This is a genomic window from Streptomyces sp. NPDC088785 (assembly GCF_044750685.1).
Classification (GTDB): Bacteria; Actinomycetota; Actinomycetes; order Streptomycetales; family Streptomycetaceae; genus Streptomyces.
The window spans coordinates 632,718-649,046 of the sequence record NZ_JBIVKH010000004.1 but is presented as its reverse complement, the minus strand read 5'-3'; the positions used below and the strand labels follow the sequence as shown (position 1 = coordinate 649,046).

At 74.1% G+C, this 16,329-nt stretch carries 16 protein-coding genes; 4 read left to right on the top strand and 12 right to left on the bottom strand.

The window, feature by feature from the left end; all coding sequences use genetic code 11:
• Positions 1-17 precede the first annotated feature (17 nt).
• On the bottom strand, positions 18-608 hold the full coding sequence (locus ACIP5K_RS16930; RefSeq protein ID WP_401410116.1) for a hypothetical protein: 591 nt from the start codon (positions 606-608) through the stop codon (positions 18-20).
• 86 nt (positions 609-694) lie between these two features.
• On the opposite strand from ACIP5K_RS16930, the gene ACIP5K_RS16925 reads away from it, so the two are divergent.
• On the top strand, positions 695-1,543 hold the full coding sequence (locus ACIP5K_RS16925) for an oxygenase MpaB family protein (protein ID WP_401410114.1): 849 nt from the start codon (positions 695-697) through the stop codon (positions 1,541-1,543).
• 64 nt (positions 1,544-1,607) lie between these two features.
• Here the strand turns inward: ACIP5K_RS16925 and ACIP5K_RS16920 are convergent, their stop codons facing one another.
• The 10 genes from ACIP5K_RS16920 to ACIP5K_RS16875 all read right to left on the bottom strand — a co-directional run bounded on the left by ACIP5K_RS16920 (position 1,608) and on the right by ACIP5K_RS16875 (position 12,642).
• Complete coding sequence (locus ACIP5K_RS16920) at positions 1,608-2,186, bottom strand: DUF6245 family protein (protein ID WP_401410112.1); 579 nt, start codon at positions 2,184-2,186, stop codon at positions 1,608-1,610.
• A gap of 86 nt (positions 2,187-2,272) precedes the next feature.
• Entirely contained in the window at positions 2,273-4,003 is a 1,731-nt protein-coding gene (locus tag ACIP5K_RS16915) for a thiamine pyrophosphate-dependent enzyme (protein ID WP_401410110.1), read from the bottom strand.
• On the bottom strand, positions 4,004-5,626 hold the full coding sequence (locus ACIP5K_RS16910) for an FMN-binding glutamate synthase family protein (protein WP_401410109.1): 1,623 nt from the start codon (positions 5,624-5,626) through the stop codon (positions 4,004-4,006).
• A gap of 96 nt (positions 5,627-5,722) precedes the next feature.
• Positions 5,723-6,514 (bottom strand): SigB/SigF/SigG family RNA polymerase sigma factor, encoded by a 792-nt coding sequence (locus ACIP5K_RS16905; RefSeq protein WP_401410107.1) that lies wholly within the window; start codon positions 6,512-6,514, stop codon positions 5,723-5,725.
• A gap of 226 nt (positions 6,515-6,740) precedes the next feature.
• Positions 6,741-7,808 (bottom strand): FecCD family ABC transporter permease, encoded by a 1,068-nt coding sequence (locus tag ACIP5K_RS16900; RefSeq protein ID WP_401410236.1) that lies wholly within the window; start codon positions 7,806-7,808, stop codon positions 6,741-6,743.
• A complete protein-coding gene (locus ACIP5K_RS16895) occupies positions 7,802-8,767 on the bottom strand; it encodes a FecCD family ABC transporter permease (RefSeq protein WP_401410234.1) in 966 nt (321 codons plus the stop codon). Before ACIP5K_RS16895 ends, ACIP5K_RS16900 begins: the two co-directional genes overlap by 7 nt.
• 105 nt (positions 8,768-8,872) lie before the next feature.
• Positions 8,873-9,916 carry an iron-siderophore ABC transporter substrate-binding protein gene (locus ACIP5K_RS16890; RefSeq protein WP_401410105.1) on the bottom strand — a complete coding sequence of 348 codons (1,044 nt, stop codon included), beginning with the start codon at positions 9,914-9,916 and terminating at the stop codon, positions 8,873-8,875.
• 181 nt (positions 9,917-10,097) lie between these two features.
• Positions 10,098-10,772, bottom strand: a complete 675-nt coding sequence (locus ACIP5K_RS16885) for a 3-oxoacid CoA-transferase subunit B (RefSeq protein WP_401410103.1) — start codon at positions 10,770-10,772, stop codon at positions 10,098-10,100.
• The gene (locus ACIP5K_RS16880) at positions 10,769-11,440 is read right to left on the bottom strand and encodes a 3-oxoacid CoA-transferase subunit A (protein WP_401410102.1); all 672 of its coding nucleotides are present in this window, start codon (positions 11,438-11,440) and stop codon (positions 10,769-10,771) included. Before ACIP5K_RS16880 ends, ACIP5K_RS16885 begins: the two co-directional genes overlap by 4 nt.
• Positions 11,437-12,642, bottom strand: coding sequence for a thiolase family protein (locus ACIP5K_RS16875; protein ID WP_401410100.1), 1,206 nt, complete (start codon positions 12,640-12,642; stop codon positions 11,437-11,439). The genes ACIP5K_RS16880 and ACIP5K_RS16875 overlap by 4 nt, the downstream gene beginning before the upstream one ends.
• Before the next feature lie 93 nt (positions 12,643-12,735).
• Between ACIP5K_RS16875 and ACIP5K_RS16870 the strand changes: the two genes are divergently transcribed.
• Positions 12,736-13,620, top strand: coding sequence for a LysR substrate-binding domain-containing protein (locus ACIP5K_RS16870; protein WP_401410098.1), 885 nt, complete (start codon positions 12,736-12,738; stop codon positions 13,618-13,620).
• A 21-nt stretch (positions 13,621-13,641) separates the two neighbouring features.
• On the opposite strand, the gene ACIP5K_RS16865 is transcribed toward ACIP5K_RS16870, so the two are convergent.
• Positions 13,642-14,514 (bottom strand): EamA family transporter, encoded by an 873-nt coding sequence (locus tag ACIP5K_RS16865; RefSeq protein ID WP_401410096.1) that lies wholly within the window; start codon positions 14,512-14,514, stop codon positions 13,642-13,644.
• Between the two features lie 68 nt (positions 14,515-14,582).
• Here ACIP5K_RS16865 and ACIP5K_RS16860 point away from each other — a divergent pair, with 68 nt between their 5' ends.
• Complete coding sequence (locus tag ACIP5K_RS16860) at positions 14,583-15,470, top strand: LysR family transcriptional regulator (protein WP_401410094.1); 888 nt, start codon at positions 14,583-14,585, stop codon at positions 15,468-15,470.
• Positions 15,471-15,570: 100 nt separating this feature from the next.
• On the top strand, positions 15,571-16,254 hold the full coding sequence (locus ACIP5K_RS16855) for a helix-turn-helix domain-containing protein (RefSeq protein ID WP_401410092.1): 684 nt from the start codon (positions 15,571-15,573) through the stop codon (positions 16,252-16,254).
• Positions 16,255-16,329 lie beyond the last annotated feature (75 nt).

The following is a 16,329-nucleotide window of genomic DNA, read 5'->3' as shown; positions in this document are numbered from 1 at the left end:
CGCCTGTCACGGAGAGCCTACGATTCGGGCCGCCCGTCGCCGCGCAGCCCACGCGTGCCGTCCCCGGCCCGCTCCCTCACGCGCGCGCCCTGGTGGCGGGCGGCGGCGAGGATCTCGTACACGGTCGCCCCGGGCCCCAGCCGCAGGCTCTCCGGGGACCCCCCGGCCGCCTCCACGGACAGGATCTCCCCGTGTCCGTCGCGCCCGTCCGTGAAGGTGAGGTCCCGCCACGGGTGGCGCCACTGCCGGTCGGGGCCGCGCCACATCTCCACGGCGCGGTCGGTCGTGCGCAGCAGCCGGGCCGTGCGGAACAGGCGCGAGCGCCCCTCGGCCGCGCCGTGCACGGCGTACCTGCTCAGCTCGTGCTCCCCCGCCTCCAGGGACGTCCGCCGGGTCCGCTCCTGCCGCAGCTCCCGCAGGTTCGAGGTGAAGACGAGCAGGGCGAGCACGAAGGAGAGGAGCACGATGCCCGGGCTCGGCCCGCCGGTGCGCAGCCACATCAGGGCGCACAGGAACGCCCACACCAGGAGGAAGACCAGGACCTTGACGGCGATACCGCGTGCGGAACGACGTCCGGTACGGCGTTCCGTGCGCGGCGACATGCTCATCAGCACCTCCGGGGAGTCCGTACCGGATCCGGTACCCCGCACCACGCCCCGTCACGCCGGGCGTCGACCCGCGCGATACTGGGCCCATGTTCGTGGACACGGTGCGCACGCGACTCGGATCCGCCCTCTTCTCCCGCGTGGCCGGGCCGGACGGCCCCGCCAACCGGGCGCGGATCCACGACACCCCCGGCCCGCGCTGGTTCGCCCCCGACTCCCCCGTGCGGACGGTGCACGGCGACGCGTCCATGTTCATCGGGGGCATCGCCGCCCTGCTGCTCCAGTCGCTGCATCCGCTCGCGATGGCCGCCGTCGACGCGCACTCCGGCTACAAGGGCGATCCCTGGGGCCGTCTCCAGCGCACCAGTACGTTCCTCGCCGTCACCACCTTCGGTGTCGAGGAGCACGCCCAGGACGCCGTGGACCGGGTGCGCGCCGTGCACGGCCGGATCCGCGGCACCGCGGCGGACGGCCGCCCCTACCGCGCCGACGACCCGCATCTGCTCACCTGGGTGCACACCGCGGAGGCGTACTGCTTCCTCGGCGCCCACCAAAGGTTCGGCGCGCACCCGTTGGACGAGGAGGGGTGCGACCGGTACGTCGCGGAGTCCGCCCGGGTCGCCCGCGCCCTCGGCGCCGACGACCCGCCCACCGACCTGTCCGCGCTGCGCCGCCGGGTGGCCGCCTACCGCCCCGAGCTGCGGGCCACCCCGGCGGCCCGGGAGGCGGCCCGCTTCCTGCTGGTCACACCGCCGCTGCCGTGGCCGGCCCGGCCCGCGTACGCCGTGCTCGCCGCCAACGCGGCGGGGCTGCTGCCCGGTTGGGCGCGGCGACCGCTGCTGCTGCCGTACGTGCCGGTGGTGGAGGAGACCGCCGTCCGGCTCGGCGGCAAGGGCATGACCCGGGCGATCCGCTGGGCCATGACCCCTCCGTCCTGACCGCCGTACGGGCCCGCCGCGCCGCTCGCGCCCGGGCGGGCCGGAGCGGGCCGGTCGGGCGGTCTCACGCGGCCGGTGCGCCGCCGGGGAACATCGCCGCAGGGGTCGTCGGCAGGGCGTCCAGCGCCGCCACCGCGGCCGTCAGATCCGCGCGCACGGTGTCGAGTTCGGCGGGGACGTCCGCGGCGCGCGGGTCGTCGGCGCCGGTGACCGACAGGCAGGACAGCAGGGTCAGCAGCGCCTGGGAGACCCGGGCCCCGGCCGTGCCGAGCGGCCCGGTCTCCTCCTCGTTCACATGGTTCAGGACGTTCCAGACGTGGCCCGTCTGCCAGTGCAGCAGGCCCATCACCCCGGTCCAGTCGGCGCCCGACGCCTTGAACACCTGCTCGCGGGCGAGCGCCATCTCCTCGGTGCCCGCGCCGGCTTCGAGCATGTTGCCCTCGGTCACCATCCCGGTGCCGATGGAGGCGCCGTAGAGGGCGTTGGCGAGGACGGCGGCGAGGACGTGCTCGCCGCCGACCGTGTCGGCCTGCGCCGCCAGCTCCTCGGGGGTGGGGGCGTGGGCGTAGACGCCGAGGGCGGTCATGGCCGCGGCTATCGCTGTCGGGGTGGGCGCGGGGTGGCGCTGATCGTGAGCTGGCATGTCCAGGACCGTAGCGGGTCGGCGGGAGGGGACACGAACGGGCCTGCCGGACGTGTCCCCTCCCGCCGTACCGCGGGGCGGGGGTGTCAGTTCCCGCCGGAGCTCGCGAGGTTCTCCCGGATCTTGGCGATGGCGAAGCCCCAGCCCTGCTGGACGGTCGGCTTGGCCGGCACGGCGATCTCCTCGGGGTTGGTCAGGACGTCCAGGAGGACCGGGCCCGGCGTGGCGAACGCCCGGCCGACCGCCTCGGCGAGGTCCTCGGGCCGGGTCACGCGGATGCCGGTGATGCCGAGCGCCTCGGCGACCGCGGCGAAGTCCGGGTTGTCCAGCTCCGTGCCGAACTCCGGCAGGCCGGCCTGTTCCTGCTCCAGCTTGACCATGCCGAGGCGCTGGTTGTCGAAGACGACCAGTTTCAGCGGCAGTCGGCGGCTGCGGACGGTCATGAGGTCGCCGAGGAGCATCCCGAGACCGCCGTCGCCGCAGAAGGCGACGACCTGCCGGTCCGGGTTGAGGAGCTGCGCGCCGATCGCCTGCGGCATCGCGTTGGCCATCGAGCCCAGGTTGTAGGAGCCGAGCAGGCGGCGGGACCCGCGCATCTCGACGAACCGCGACAGCCACACGGTGGCCATGCCGGTGTCCGAGGTGAAGATCGCGTCGTCGGCCGCCAGGGCGTCCACGGCGGCGGCGAGCGCCTCGGGACGGACCAGGTGGTCGCGGTTGTCGAAGGCCGAGCGCACCTTGCCGACCAGGCCGTGGTCGTGCCCGGGTTCGGCGAGCCGGCGCTGCCCCTCCTGCCACTTGGTGAACTTCTCGCGCGCGCCCTCCAGGTGCTTGCGCTCGGTGCGCCGCTCCAGGCGGTCGAGCAGCCCGCGGACGGTGGGCCCGACGTCGGCGGCGAGGGCCACGTCGACCGGCACCCGGCGGCCGATGTGCTCGGCCACCCGGTCGACCTGGACGACCTTCTTGCCCTGCGGGTACCAGTCCCGGTAGGGGAAGTCCGTGCCGAGCAGCAGGAGCGTGTCCGCCTGGTCCATGGCGTGCGCGGCGGCCGGGTTGCCGATCAGGCCCGTCTGGCCGACCTGGTAGGGGTTGTCGCCCTCGAAGCCCTCCTTGGCCTTGAGGGTGAGCACCATGGGGGCAGCGAGGCGCTCGGCGAGGGCGAGCACGTCCTCGCGGGACTCCCGGGCGCCGCGGCCGACGAGCATCGTGACGTCGCCGCCGTCGGCGAGGGTGGCGGCCGCTTCGTCCAGGATCGGGTCGTCGGGCCGGTTGGCGGAGCCGACGACGGACAGCCGGGTCGGCCGGTCCTCCGGAAGCTCCTTGTCGCCGACGTCCCCGGGGACGGTGAGCACGGCGACACCGCGCCGGCCGATCGCGGTGCGCACGGCGATCTCCAGCAGCCCGGGCAGCTGTTCCGGGGAGGTGACGGTCGCACGGAAGACGGCGACGTCACGGAAGAGCAGGTCGTTGTCGACCTCCTGGAAGTAGTCGGTGCCCACCTCGGCGAGCGGCACCTGGCCGGCGATGGCGAGCACCGGGGTGCCGCTCTTGGCGGCGTCGTACAGGCCGTTGAGCAGGTGGACGGAGCCGGGGCCGACGGTGCCCATGCAGACGCCGATGGTGTCGGTGAGCTGGGACTGGGCGCCCGCGGCGAACGCGGCGGCCTCCTCGTGGCGGCAGCCGACCCAGCTGACGGACGCGCTCTCGCGGATGGCGTCGGTGAAGGGGTTGAGCGCGTCTCCGACGACGCCGAAGACATGGCGTACCCCGAGTTCCTCGAACGCGTCGATCACGACTCGGGCGACAGTGCGGGACATCTAGTGGTTCCTCTCGTACAGGGGGGTGCGCGGAGCGCTCGCGGGCGTGAAGGTGTCCGGGTCGGCCGCCTGCCAGTCGGCCGCCCAGCTCCGCGGGGGTGCGGCGAGCAGTTCGCCGGGCGACAGCCAGGGGTAGAGCTCGGCGTAGGAGCGGAAGCCGCCGTGGTCCTCGCGGCGCTGGAGCAGGTGCGGGCCCAGCTCGGACGCGTCGCGTACGCCCATGGCGGCCATGATCTGGAGGGCGCTGTGCAGCGTGGCCCGCTGGTAGCGGGTGACCCGGGCGGCCTTGTCGACGACGTCGAGGGCGCGGGCCCGGCGCGGGTCCTGGGTGGTGACGCCGGTCGGGCAGCGGTTGGTGTGGCAGCGCTGGGCCTGGATGCAGCCGACGGCGAACATCATCGCGCGGGCCGCGTTGGTGTAGTCGGCGCCGAGGGCGAGCCGCTTGACGATGTCGGAGCCGGTCGCGACCTTGCCGCTGGCGCCGAGCCGGATCCGGTCGCGCAGCCCACTGCCGGTCAGGGCGCTGTGCACGGTGAAGAGGCCCTCGGTGAGCGGCATTCCGAGGTGGTCGGCGAATTCCAGCGGGGCGGCGCCGGTGCCGCCCTCCGCGCCGTCCACCACGATGAAGTCGGGGGTGATCCCCTCCGCGGTCATGGCCTTGCAGACGGCGAGGAACTGGGCCCGTGAGCCGGGGCACAGCTTGAAGCCCACCGGTTTGCCGTGGGCCAGCTCCCGCAGCCGCGCGAGGAAGCGGACGAGTTCGCGCGGGGTGGAGAAGACCCGGTGGTAGGGCGGGGAGACGACCGTCTCGCCCCGGGGCACCCCGCGCACCCCGGCGATCTCGGCGTTCACCTTGCTGCCGGGCAGGACCCCGCCGATGCCGGGCTTGGCGCCCTGCGACAGCTTGAGCGACACGCAGCGCACGGACGGGTGGGCGGCCTTCTCCGCGAACTGCCGCTCGTCGAAGTCGCCGTCGCGGGTGCGGCAGCCGAAGTAGCCGGTGCCGATCTCCCAGACCAGGTCGCCGCCGGGCCGCAGGTGGTACTCCGACAGGCCGCCCTCGCCGGTGTCCTGGGCGAATCCGCCGCGGGCGGCGCCGGTGTTCAGGGCGAGCACGGCGTTGGCCGACAGCGAGCCGAAGCTCATCGCGGACACGTTGAGCAGGGCCATGTCGTACGGCGCGGTGCAGTCGGGGCCGCCGACGCGGACCCGGGGCGGCTCCTCGGGGACGTCGGCCGGGGCCATCGACGGGACGAGGAACTCGTAGCCGCGCGCGCTCATGTCGCGTTCGCTGCCGAACGGTTCCTCGGCGTCGACGCCCTTGGCCCGCTCGTAGACGATGCTGCGGGTGTCCCGGTCGAAGGGCCGTCCGTCGTAGTTCCGCTCGACGAAGTACTGCTGGAGTTCGGGGCGCAGCGACTCCATCAGGAAGCGCAGATGTCCGAGGACGGGGTAGTTCCGCAGGACGGAGTGGCGGCGCTGGACGAGGTCGTACAGCCCGGTCAGGGCCACCGCCGCCACGGCGGCCGCCGGCAGCCACCACCAGGGGGAGACCAGGAGGGCCGACAGCGCGGCGCCGAGCGCGGCGGCCGTGAGGAGGCCCACCAGGGCATATCGCGTCATGATCTTCGAGTGACCCCGATTCGGTCCGGCACACGTCGTCTCCCGGCCTTCCACCGGTTCCCGGCGGTTCTGCCCCGCGCGCGGGCCGTCCCGTGCTCAGGCGGCGTCGCGGTACGCGGGACCGCCCACGGCGACGTCCCGCACCTTCGCGCAACTGCGGCTGATCAGGCGGGAGACGTGCATCTGGGAGCAGCCGATCTCCTCGGCGATGCTGGCCTGGGTGCGGTCCTCGAAGTAGCGCAGGTAGAGGATGGTCCGCTCGCGCTCGGGCAGCAGCCGCAGGCCCCGCTTGACGGCTTCGCGGTCGGTGATCAGGTCGTAGCCGGGCTCGGCCGCCCCCAGGGTGTCGGCGATGCTGAATCCGTCGTCGGAACCGCCGGTCTCGGCGTCCAGGGACAGGGCCCGGTAGCTCTCCAGCGCCTCCATGCCGTCGCGCACCTCGTCCAGGGTCAGTCCGGCGCGCACCGCTATCTGCTCGATGCCGGGCTCGGTGTCCTGGCCGGGCTCGTTGAGCACGTCGCGGCGCGCGGAGCGGACCTTGTTGCGCAGGTCCTGCACCCGGCGCGGCACGCGCACGTCCCAGCCGTGGTCCCGGAAGTGCCGGCGCAGTTCGCCGGTGATCGTGGGGACCGCGTACGCCTCGAAGGCGCCGCGGGCGACGTCGTAGCGCTCGATCGCCTTCACCAGGCCCATCGCCGCGACCTGCTTCAGGTCGTCGATGTTCTCCCCCCGGTCGCGGAACTTGAGCGCGAGGCGGTGGGCCATCGGCAGCCATGCCTCCACCAGTTCCTCGCACAGCAGGTCGTGCTCGGGGCCGACCGCGGTGGCCGCCAGCCGCTCGAAGGTCGCGCGGGTGTCGGGGGCGTCGTGGTGGGTGTGGGCAGGCATCAGGAAGCGTTCCTCTCGCAGGTCCGCGGTGGCAAGGCAACTGCGAGAGCGGCCGAGACCGCGTGACTGGGCAGATTTCTCCCGCAGACGCGCCTGTGGTCCCAAGCACTACGACCCGGTTGCCCTTGGCCCTCGCCGACAAACGGGCCGGATGCCCGCGAGGGCGGAACGACGTCGCGCGGACGAGGGCCGCGCCGCCGGTCTCCCGGTCAGCGGGCCCTGTCGGTCACAGCAGTCCCTTGCGCCATTCCCGGAACAGCAGGTGGCCCAGATACAGGCCGCCCAGGGCCATGGTCCACACGCCCACCGGCAACTTCTCGAAGACCGGCGCGTTCTGGGCCGCGATGTCGGCCGTCACCAGCAGCAGCGCGCCGGTGAGGGCCGACAGGGCGAGATGGGGGCCGGTGCCCCGGGTGACGCGCCGGGCGATCTGGGGGGCCGTGAGGGCGATGAAGGAGATGGGGCCCGCCGCGGCGACCGCCCCGGCGGACAGGACGACGGCGACGACGACGCTCCAGGTGAAGGTGCGGCGCGGGTCGGCGCCGAGGGAGGCCGCCGTGTCCTGGCCAAGCTCGCTGGCCGTCAGCGGGCGGGACAGCGCGAGGGCGAGCGGCACGCACACCAGCAGGACGGTGCCGGCGGTGGCGGCGTCGCCCCAGGAGCGGGCGGTGAGGCTGCCGTTGAGGTAGGAGCTGAGGACGGTGGCCTGGTCGCGTTCGATCGCGTACACGATGTACTGGATGAAGGCGGTGGCCATGGCGGTGACCGCGACGCCGGCGACGACGAGCCGGGTGGGGTTGCGGAATCCGGTGCCGGTGGACACGTAGACGACGGCCATGGCGAGGACGGCGCCGCCCGCCGCCCCGAGGGCGATGGGGAACGACGGCAGGAGCAGGGCGACCAGTGCGGCGCCCGCGCCCGCGCCGGGCGCGATGCCGATGATGTCGGGGCTGCCCAGCGGGTTGCGGGTGACCGACTGGAACAGCGCGCCGGAGAGCCCGAAGCAGGCGCCCGCGGCGAGGGCGACGACGAGCCTCGGTCCCCGCAGCCGTTCCAGCACGAAGGCGTCGATGCTCGCGCCGTGTCCGCTCAGGGCGGCGGGGAGGCCGGCCGGCGGGATGCCGAGCCGGCCGACGGTCAGGGAGGCGAAGCAGGCCGCCGCGACCAGCACGAGGAGGGCGAGTCCGGTCCACAGGGTGCGTGCCTGTACGCGGATGTGGACGGCGGGGCCGACCTTCACCCGGTACCGGCGGGGGCCGGTGCCGGGTCGTGCGGAGAGGTGGGTGGTCACGATGCGGACCTCATTCGGCGGACGGCGACGAGCAGGGCCGGGGCTCCGGCGAAGGCGGTCACGACGCCGACCATGAGTTCCTGCGGCCGGACCACGACCCGGCCCGCGACGTCCGCGAACAGCAGCAGGGCGGGGCCGATGAGGGCGCCGCACAGGAGCTGGCGGCGCATGTCGACGCCGACCAGGGCGCGGGTGAGGTGCGGAACGGCCAGGCCCACGAAGGCGATCGGCCCGGCCGCGGCGGTCGCCGCCGCGGCCAGCAGGGTGGCGGTGAGCAGGCCGATCGCCTTCACCCGTGTCGGCCGGGCGCCGAGCGCGGCGGCGGTGTCCTCGCCGAGGGCGACGACGTTCAGGCCGCGGGCGAGGACGGCGGCGACGACGAGCCCGACGGCGACCAGCGGGACGACGGTCCATACGGCGGTCCAGGTGCGGCCGGTCAGGGCGCCGACGACCCAGTAGCGGTAGTTGTCGAAGGTGGCCGGCTTGCTGAGGGTGACCGCCTGGATGAACGCGCTGAGCACGGCGGTCAGCACGGCTCCGCCGAGGACGAGCCGCACGGGGCTGACCCGGCCGCCGACGATCCCCGCGAGGTAGACGAACACCCCGGCGAGCAGGGCGCCCGGCAGCGACCACAGCAGGATCTGGAGCTGTCCGCTCGCGCCGAAGTAGCCGGTGGCGGCGACGACGCCCGCCGCGGCGCCGGTGTTGATGCCGAGGAGGCCGGGCTCGGCCAGCGGATTGCGGGTCACGGCCTGGAGCAGGGTGCCCGACACCGCGAGGCCGCAGCCCACGAGGATCCCGAGGACCGTCCGGGGATAGCGGCTCTCCACGACGGTGGCCGCGTAGCCGTGCCCGTCCCCGGTCAGGGCGTCGAGGACCGCGCCGAACGGCAGCGTCTTGCTGCCGATCGCGACGCTCGCGAAACCGGCCGCGGCCAGGGCGGCCAGGAGGACGGCCACCATGACCGGGAGGGGAACGGGGCCCGTGCGGCGGCCCGTCGCCCGCGGCCCCGTGCCGGTCCGCGGGCGGTCGGTCTGCTCGACCTGGTCGACGTCAGCCACGGAACGCTACTTGCCCGCCTTCTCGACGGCCTTGTCGATGAGCGGCAGGTACCGCTCGATGCTCCACGGCACCGTCAGCGGGTTCAGCATCGAGGAGGCCGTGACGAACGAGTTGTCCGCGCTGTGCACGAGGGCGCCCTTCTTCACGGCGGGCATCGCCGCGTACAGGGGCTGCTTCTCGATCTCGCGGCGGTTCTTGTCGTCGCTGTAGAAGGTGAACAGCAGGTCGCTCTTGTTGAGCTTGTCCGCGTTCTCCAGGCCGATGAGGGAGGAGTCCGTGCCCTCGGTCTCCTTGAACGTCTTGACGACCGGATCGACCTTGAGGCCGAGGGACTTGACCATCTCCACGCGCTGCTCGGTCGGCGAGAAGACGCCGAGCGTGCCCGGTCCCGTGTTGTAGATGTACGAGAACTGGTACTTGGCGTAGTCGGGGCGGGTCTTGGCGGCGGCCGAGAGCTTCTTCTTGATGTCGCCGATCAGCTTGTCGGCCTGGTCGGGCTCGCCGAGCGCCTTGGAGACGATGTCGATCTGCTGGTCCCAGTCGGTGCTCCAGGCCTTGTCCGGGTAGGCGACCGTGGGGGCGATGTCCTTCAGCAGGTCGTACTGCTTGGCGGTGATCCCGGACCACGGGGCGAGGATGACGTCGGGGCGCAGCTCGGTGATGGCCTCGATGTCGAGCTGCTCGCCGCCCTTGAACTGCTTGGGCAGGTCGTCGCCGTTCTTCTTGACGGCCTCGTGGATCCACGGCAGGTAGCCGGACTTGTCGCTGCCCCAGGCGTACTCCTCGATGCCCACCGGGGTGTGGCCGAGCGCGATGGCCGTCTCCGCCGAGCCCTGGCCCAGGGTGACGACCCGCTTGGGCGCGCTCTCGATGGTCGCGGTGCCCAGGGCGCTCTTGAGGGAGACGGGGAAGGCGCCGCCGCCGCTCGATTTGCCCGCGGCGTCGTCCTGCTGGTCGTCGTTGCCGCACGCGCCCGCCAGCAGCACGAGGGAGGTGGCGGCGGAGACGGCGAACAGGCGTCGCGCTATGGAGCGGCGCACAACAGGCATGGGGCGTCCTTCACATGGGATACGGAGGTGGGGCGTCGGCCCGGAGGGACACGCGTCCGCCCGACCAAGGCCAACTTAGGTTAACCTATCCTAATACTTTGGCAATCCGGTGGACGGGCTGTGCCCCATCCGGCCAACCACGGCGCAGGACGGCGGAAGTTGGCCGGAACGCACCCCGCGGTCAGCACCCCCGCGCGAAGGTCAGCGGCACCTCCAGACGGGCCGTGAGCTCGTCGGGCGTGATGCCGAAGGTCCGCGTGACGTGGACGCCCCGGGGCGAGAGGTCGAACACCGCGCGGTCGGTGTAGACGCGGTCGACGCAGCCGAGGCCGGTGAGCGGGTAACCGCACTCGGGGACCAGCTTGGGGGCACCGTCCTTGGCGAAGAGGGTCATCGTCACGAAGACCCGCTTGGCGCCGATCGCCAGGTCCATGGCCCCGCCCACGGCGGGGATCGCGTCGGGGGCGCCCGTGTGCCAGTTGGCCAGGTCGCCCGCCGCCGAGACCTGGAAGGCGCCCAGGACACAGATGTCCAGGTGGCCGCCGCGCATCATGGCGAAGGAGTCGGCGTGGTGGAAGTACGCGGCTCCGGGCAGTTCCGTGACGGGCACCTTGCCCGCGTTCGTCAGATCGGGGTCCGCCGCGCCGTCCCGCGCCGCCGGTCCCATGTTGAGCATGCCGTTCTCGGTGTGCAGGACCACGCCGGAGTCGGCGGCCAGGTGGTCGGCCACCAGGGTCGGCAGGCCGATGCCGAGGTTGACGTAGGCGCCCGCGGGGATGTCGCGGGCGATCAGCGCGGCGATGTCGTGCCTGCCCAGCGGTTCCTGCCGGTCCGTCACCGCTTCGTCGAAGGTCATCGCCGCCCCGCCTCCCGGACCACGCGGTCCACATAGATGCCCGGGGTCACGACGGCCTCCGGGTCGAGCGCGCCCGTCTCGACGATCTCGCGGACCTGCGCGACCACGGTGGTCGCCGCGGTCGCCATGACCGGACCGAAGTTGCGGGCGGTCTTGCGGTAGACCAGGTTGCCCATGCCGTCGGCGCGGTGGGCGCCGATCAGGGCGACGTCGCCCTTGATCGGGTATTCGAGGACGTAGGTGCGGCCGTCGATCTCGCGGGTCTCCTTCCCCTCGGCGAGCGGGGTGCCGACGCCGGTGGGGCAGAAGAAGGCGCCGATGCCCGCCCCGGCCGCCCGCATCCGCTCGGCGAGGCTGCCCTGCGGGACGACCTCCAGTTCGATACGGCCGGCGCGGTAGAGGCCGTCGAACACCCACGAGTCCACCTGGCGCGGGAAGGAGCAGATCACCTTGCGCACCCGCCCCTCGGCGAGGAGCGCGGCGAGGCCGGTGTCGCCGTTGCCCGCGTTGTTGGAGACGACGGTGAGGCCGGACGCGCCCTGGCGGATGAGCGCGTCGATCAGCTCGACCGGCATGCCCGCCATGCCGAAGCCGCCGACGAGCACGGTGGATCCGTCCTCGATCCCGGCGACCGCCTCGTCCGCGTCGGCGCACACCCGCGCGGTCATCGGCCGGCCTCCGTGACGTTCTCCAGCACGACGGCGAGCGCCTGGCCGACGCCGATGCACAGGGCGGCGACCCCCCAGCGGGCGCCGGAGGCGCGCAGCCGGTGGACCAGGGTGCCCAGGAGGCGGCCGCCGGACGCGCCGAGGGGGTGGCCGAGCGCGATCGCGCCGCCCTTGGTGTTCACGAGGTCCGGGTCGACGCCCCAGGCGTCCACGCAGGCGAGGGCCTGCACGGCGAACGCCTCGTTCAGCTCGACGGCCCCCACGTCCCGCCAGGAGATCCCGGCGGCCTTCAGCGCCCGGTTCGCCGCCTCCACCGGCGCGTAGCCGAAGAGGTGCGGGTCGAGGGCGGACACGCCGCGTCCGGCGACGCGGGCGAGCGGGTCGGCGCCGATGCGCGCGGCAGCCGCCCGCGAACCGAGCAGGACGGCCGAGGCGCCGTCGCTGAGCGGGGACGCGTTGCCCGCCGTGATGACACCGTCGGGCCGGAACACGGGGGCGAGCCCGGCCAGTTCGCCCGCGGTGGAGCCGGGGCGGATGCCCTCGTCCCGGTCGAGCGTGGCGCCCCGGGCGTCCACGGCGACGGGGACGACCAGGTCGTCGTAGAACCCCTCGTCCCACGCCGCGTGGGCGAGCCGGTGGGAGCGGGCGGCGAAGGCGTCCTGGCGTTCGCGGCCGACGGCGAAGCGGTCCGCGAGCTGTTCGTTGGCCTCTCCCAGCGAGACCGTCCACTCCTCGGGCATCCGGGCGTTGACCAGGCGCCAGCCGAGCGTCGTCGACACGGCGGCCGTGTCACCGGCCGGGAAGGCGCGCGAGGGCTTGGGCAGGACCCAGGGGGCCCGGGTCATCGACTCGACGCCGCCGGTGAGCACGATGTCCGCGTCGCCGGTCTCGATGGTGCGGGAGGCGATGAGCGCGGCGTCCAGGGAGGAGCCGCACAGGCGGTTGACGGTCGTGGCGGGCACCGAGGTGGGCAGTCCGGCGAGCAGGACGGCCATCCTGCCGACGTTGCGGTTGTCCTCGCCCGCGCCGTTGGCGTTGCCCCACACGACGTCGCCGATGTCGGCCGGGTCGAGTGCGGGGGTCTTCGCCAGGGTGGCGGTGACGGCGTGGGCCGCGAGGTCGTCGGGCCGGACGTCGGCGAGGGCCCCGGAGAACCGTCCGAACGGCGTGCGCGCTGCTGCGTACAGATAACTGGAGGTCACTTCCCTCACGCTAGGAGCGCGCGTTCATCACGTCCAAGACCTGATTCGCATGGATTGATAAGCCGTCGTGATGGGTGTGGGTAGCCTGGGGCCATGGAACTCCGTCTGCTCCGGTCCTTCCTCGCCCTCGCCGACGAGTGCCATTTCGGGCGGGCGGCGGCCCGGCTGCATGTGGCGCAGCCCGCCCTCTCGCAGCAGATCAAGGCGCTGGAGCGAGAGCTGGGTGTCACGCTCTTCCACCGCTCGACGCGCCGGGTCGAGCCGACCGAGGCGGGCCGTCAGCTCACGGAGTACGCCCGCGCGCTCGTCGCGGAGGAGGCGCGGGCGCGCGCCCGCATGGAGGAGCTGGCCACCGGGCGCGCCGGGCGGGTCTCCGTCGGCTTCATCGGCACGGCGACGTACGACGTGCTGCCGCGGGTGGCCCGGACCGTGCGCGCGCGGCTCCCCGGGATCACCCTGGACCTGCGCGGCGAGCTGCTCACCCCGCATCTCGTGGCGGGGCTGTCCTCGGGCGCGTACGACCTGGCGGTCCTGCGCGGCCGTGTGGCGGACGAGGAGCTGCGGGTCACCTCCCTGCGGTCCGAGCCGCTGGTCGCCGTGCTGCCCGCGCACCATCCGCTGGCCGGGCGCCGGCGGATCCCGCTGGAGGCGCTGTCCGCCGAGCCGTTCGTCGTCCACCCCTCGCGGTCCCGGTCCTCGATGTACGACGTGGTGCTGGCGGCGTGCGAGCGGGCGGGTTTCCGTCCCGTCTCGCTGACCGAGGTCGGCGAGACGGCGACCCTGGTCGTGTTCGTCGCCGCCGGGCACGGGGTCGCCCTCGTGCCGCGATCGGTGCGCAGTCTCCGTCTCGACGGTGTCACGTACGTGCCCCTGACGGATCCCGCGTCGGTCGACCTGCTGCTCGCCCGCCGGGCGCGGCGCGCGTCCCCGGCCGTCGAGGAGGTCGCCGCGGTGATCGAGGGGTGCGTGGCCGGGTGACGCGGGGCGCCGGGACCGGCGTCAGGTGCGGGCGGTGGCGACCGTCAGGGTGTTGGCGCCGACGATGACGGCGATCGCGCACCAGGCGGCGGCGTCCGGACGCTGGCCGAGCACGGCGAGGCCGACCAGGGCGGCGAAGACCGGGTTGACGCTCATGAACACGCCGAAGAACCGTGCCGGGACGCGGCGCAGGGCCAGCAGGTCGGCGAGGAACGGCACGGCCGACGACAGCACCCCGGCCGCCAGCGCGCAGCCGAGCGCGGCCGGGCCCGGCCGGTGGTGCCACAACACCCAGGCGCCGACCGGGAGATAGAGCGCGCCGGAGACCGCGGCCGCCGTGGCGGAGCCCTCCAGGCCGGGCAGCCGGGCGCCGATGGTCCGGTTGAGCAGGATGTAGCAGCCCCAGCAGCCGGCGGCGAGCAGGGCCAGGCCGATGCCGGGGTAGTCGGTGGACGGGGTGGGCCGGGTGAGCACGGCCACCGCGCCGGCCGCCGCCACGGCCGCCGTCAGGTCGGTCCGCCGCCGCGATCCGGCCAGGGCCACGGCGAGCGGTCCGAGGAACTCCAGGGTGACGGCGAGGCCGAGCCCGATCCGGTCGATCGCCGTGTAGAGGGACAGGTTCATCCCCGCGAAGACCACGGCGAGGGCGAGGACGGGGCGCCACTGGGCGGCGGTGAACCGGCCCGGGCGCGGCCGGGCGACGGCCCCGAGGAGGACGGCGGCCACCCACTGCCGCACCGCGACGACACCGGCCGGGCCGATCGCCGGGAACGCCAGTGCGGCGACGGCCGCCCCGGTCTGGTTGGCCAGGCCGCTGGCCAGCATCAGGGCCACGCCGCTCCCCCGGCCGCCGGGCGTCGCGACGCCCGGCGCCGCGGCTGTTTCGGTCTCCATGCGCCCACGATGGGACCGCCCGGACCCTGCGCAAAATGCATCCGGGGGACCGTCTATACGCTGGACGCATGGACAGCCATCGGGACGGAGGGGCGGCGCGGGCGCTGGAGTTGAGGCACCTGCGCTGCCTGGTCGCCATCATGGACACCGGGAGTTTCACGGACGCCGCGCACGAACTCGGCGTCTCCCAGGCCGCGGTCTCCCGCACCCTGGCCGCGCTGGAGCGGCTGCTCGGCGTGCGGCTGCTGCACCGCACCAGCCGCGTCGTCACCCCGACACCGGCCGGTGTGCAGGCGCTCGCGCGCGCCCGCGTGCTGCTCGCCGGGGCCGGCGAACTCGTCCACGAGGCCGCCACCGGCCGCTCCCGGCTGCACATCGGCCACGCCTGGTCGGCCTTCGGCCGCCACACCACGGAGTTCCAGCGGCGCTGGCACGCGCAGCACCCCGGGACGGAGCTGCGCCTGATCCGCCACAACACGCCCACCGGCGGTCTGGCCGAGGGGCTGTGCGACCTCGCCGTCATCCGCGCGCCGCTCGATCTGACGCCGTGGGCCCACGCGTTGATCGGCCACGAGACCCGCTGGGTGGCGCTGGCCTCCGACGATCCGTGGGCGCGGCGGCGCGGCATCCGCCTGGCCGACATCCCCTCCCGCACCCTGGCCATCGACCGCCGCACCGGCACCACGACCCTCGACCTGTGGCCCCGGGACCGGCGCCCCGAGGTCGAGTACACGCAGGACATCGACGACTGGCTGGCCGCCATCGCCACCGGACGCCGCGTCGGCGTCACCCCGCAGGCCACGGCCGCCCAGTACCGGCGCGACGGCATCACGTACCGGCCGCTGCGCGACGCCGACCCGGTCCCCGTCCACCTCATCTGGCGCGTGCACGACACACATCCGGCCACCCACACCGCGCTCGCCCTCGCCTCCGGCCTGTACCGCGCGAGCGGGTGACGCAGGGGAGTTGCCGTCCGGGCCGACCGGGGGCCGGGGTTGCGAGGGGGTGGTGGCTGCCGGACGATCCGAGGGACGCGATCGACAGAGGGAGACGACGATGCCCGAGGCGCCGGAGCCCACGCAGGCCACAGCCGTCCAGCACAGCGACTTCGGACGCCGGGTCGCGGCCCGCCGCCAGGAACTCGGTCTCACCGCGCAGGACCTGGCGGACCGGACCGGCGCGTCGGAGGCGTACGTCCGGTACGTGGAGGAGCAGGCCGCCCACCCCTCATCCGGCTTCTGCCTGCGCCTGGCCGCGGCCCTGGAGACGGAGGTCGACACCCTGCTCGGCGGCGCGGCCACCCGTCCGCCCGGTACCGCACCCGCGGCGCACTCCCCCGCGTTCCTGGAGCTGTCGGAGCAGGAGTGCCGCGCGCTGCTGTCGTCGCACGGCGTGGGCCGGGTCGCCGTCCAGCTGCCGCACGGTCCGGTGGTGCTCCCGGTCAACTACACGATCACGTCCGACGGTTCCGTCGCCTTCCGTACGCGGCCGGGCTCGTCGCTCTCCGGTGCGGCGGGCCAGGAGATCGCCTTCGAGGTGGACCAGGTGGACGACGCGCTCAGCGAGGGCTGGAGCGTGCTCGTCGTCGGCGTCGCCTGCCGGGTCACCGACGCGGACACCGCCACCGCGCTCGACGACCAGGCGCACTCCGAGCCGTGGGCCGGGGGCGAGCGCGACCAGTGGCTGCTGCTCACGCCGCGCCGGATCAGCGGCCGCCGGATCCGCCGCACGACCGGCTGACCGGCCCGCGTCACGCGCTCCGGGTCACCCGTTCGGTCCTGGGCGCCCGTTCGGTCGTGGGCGTCCGTTCGGTCC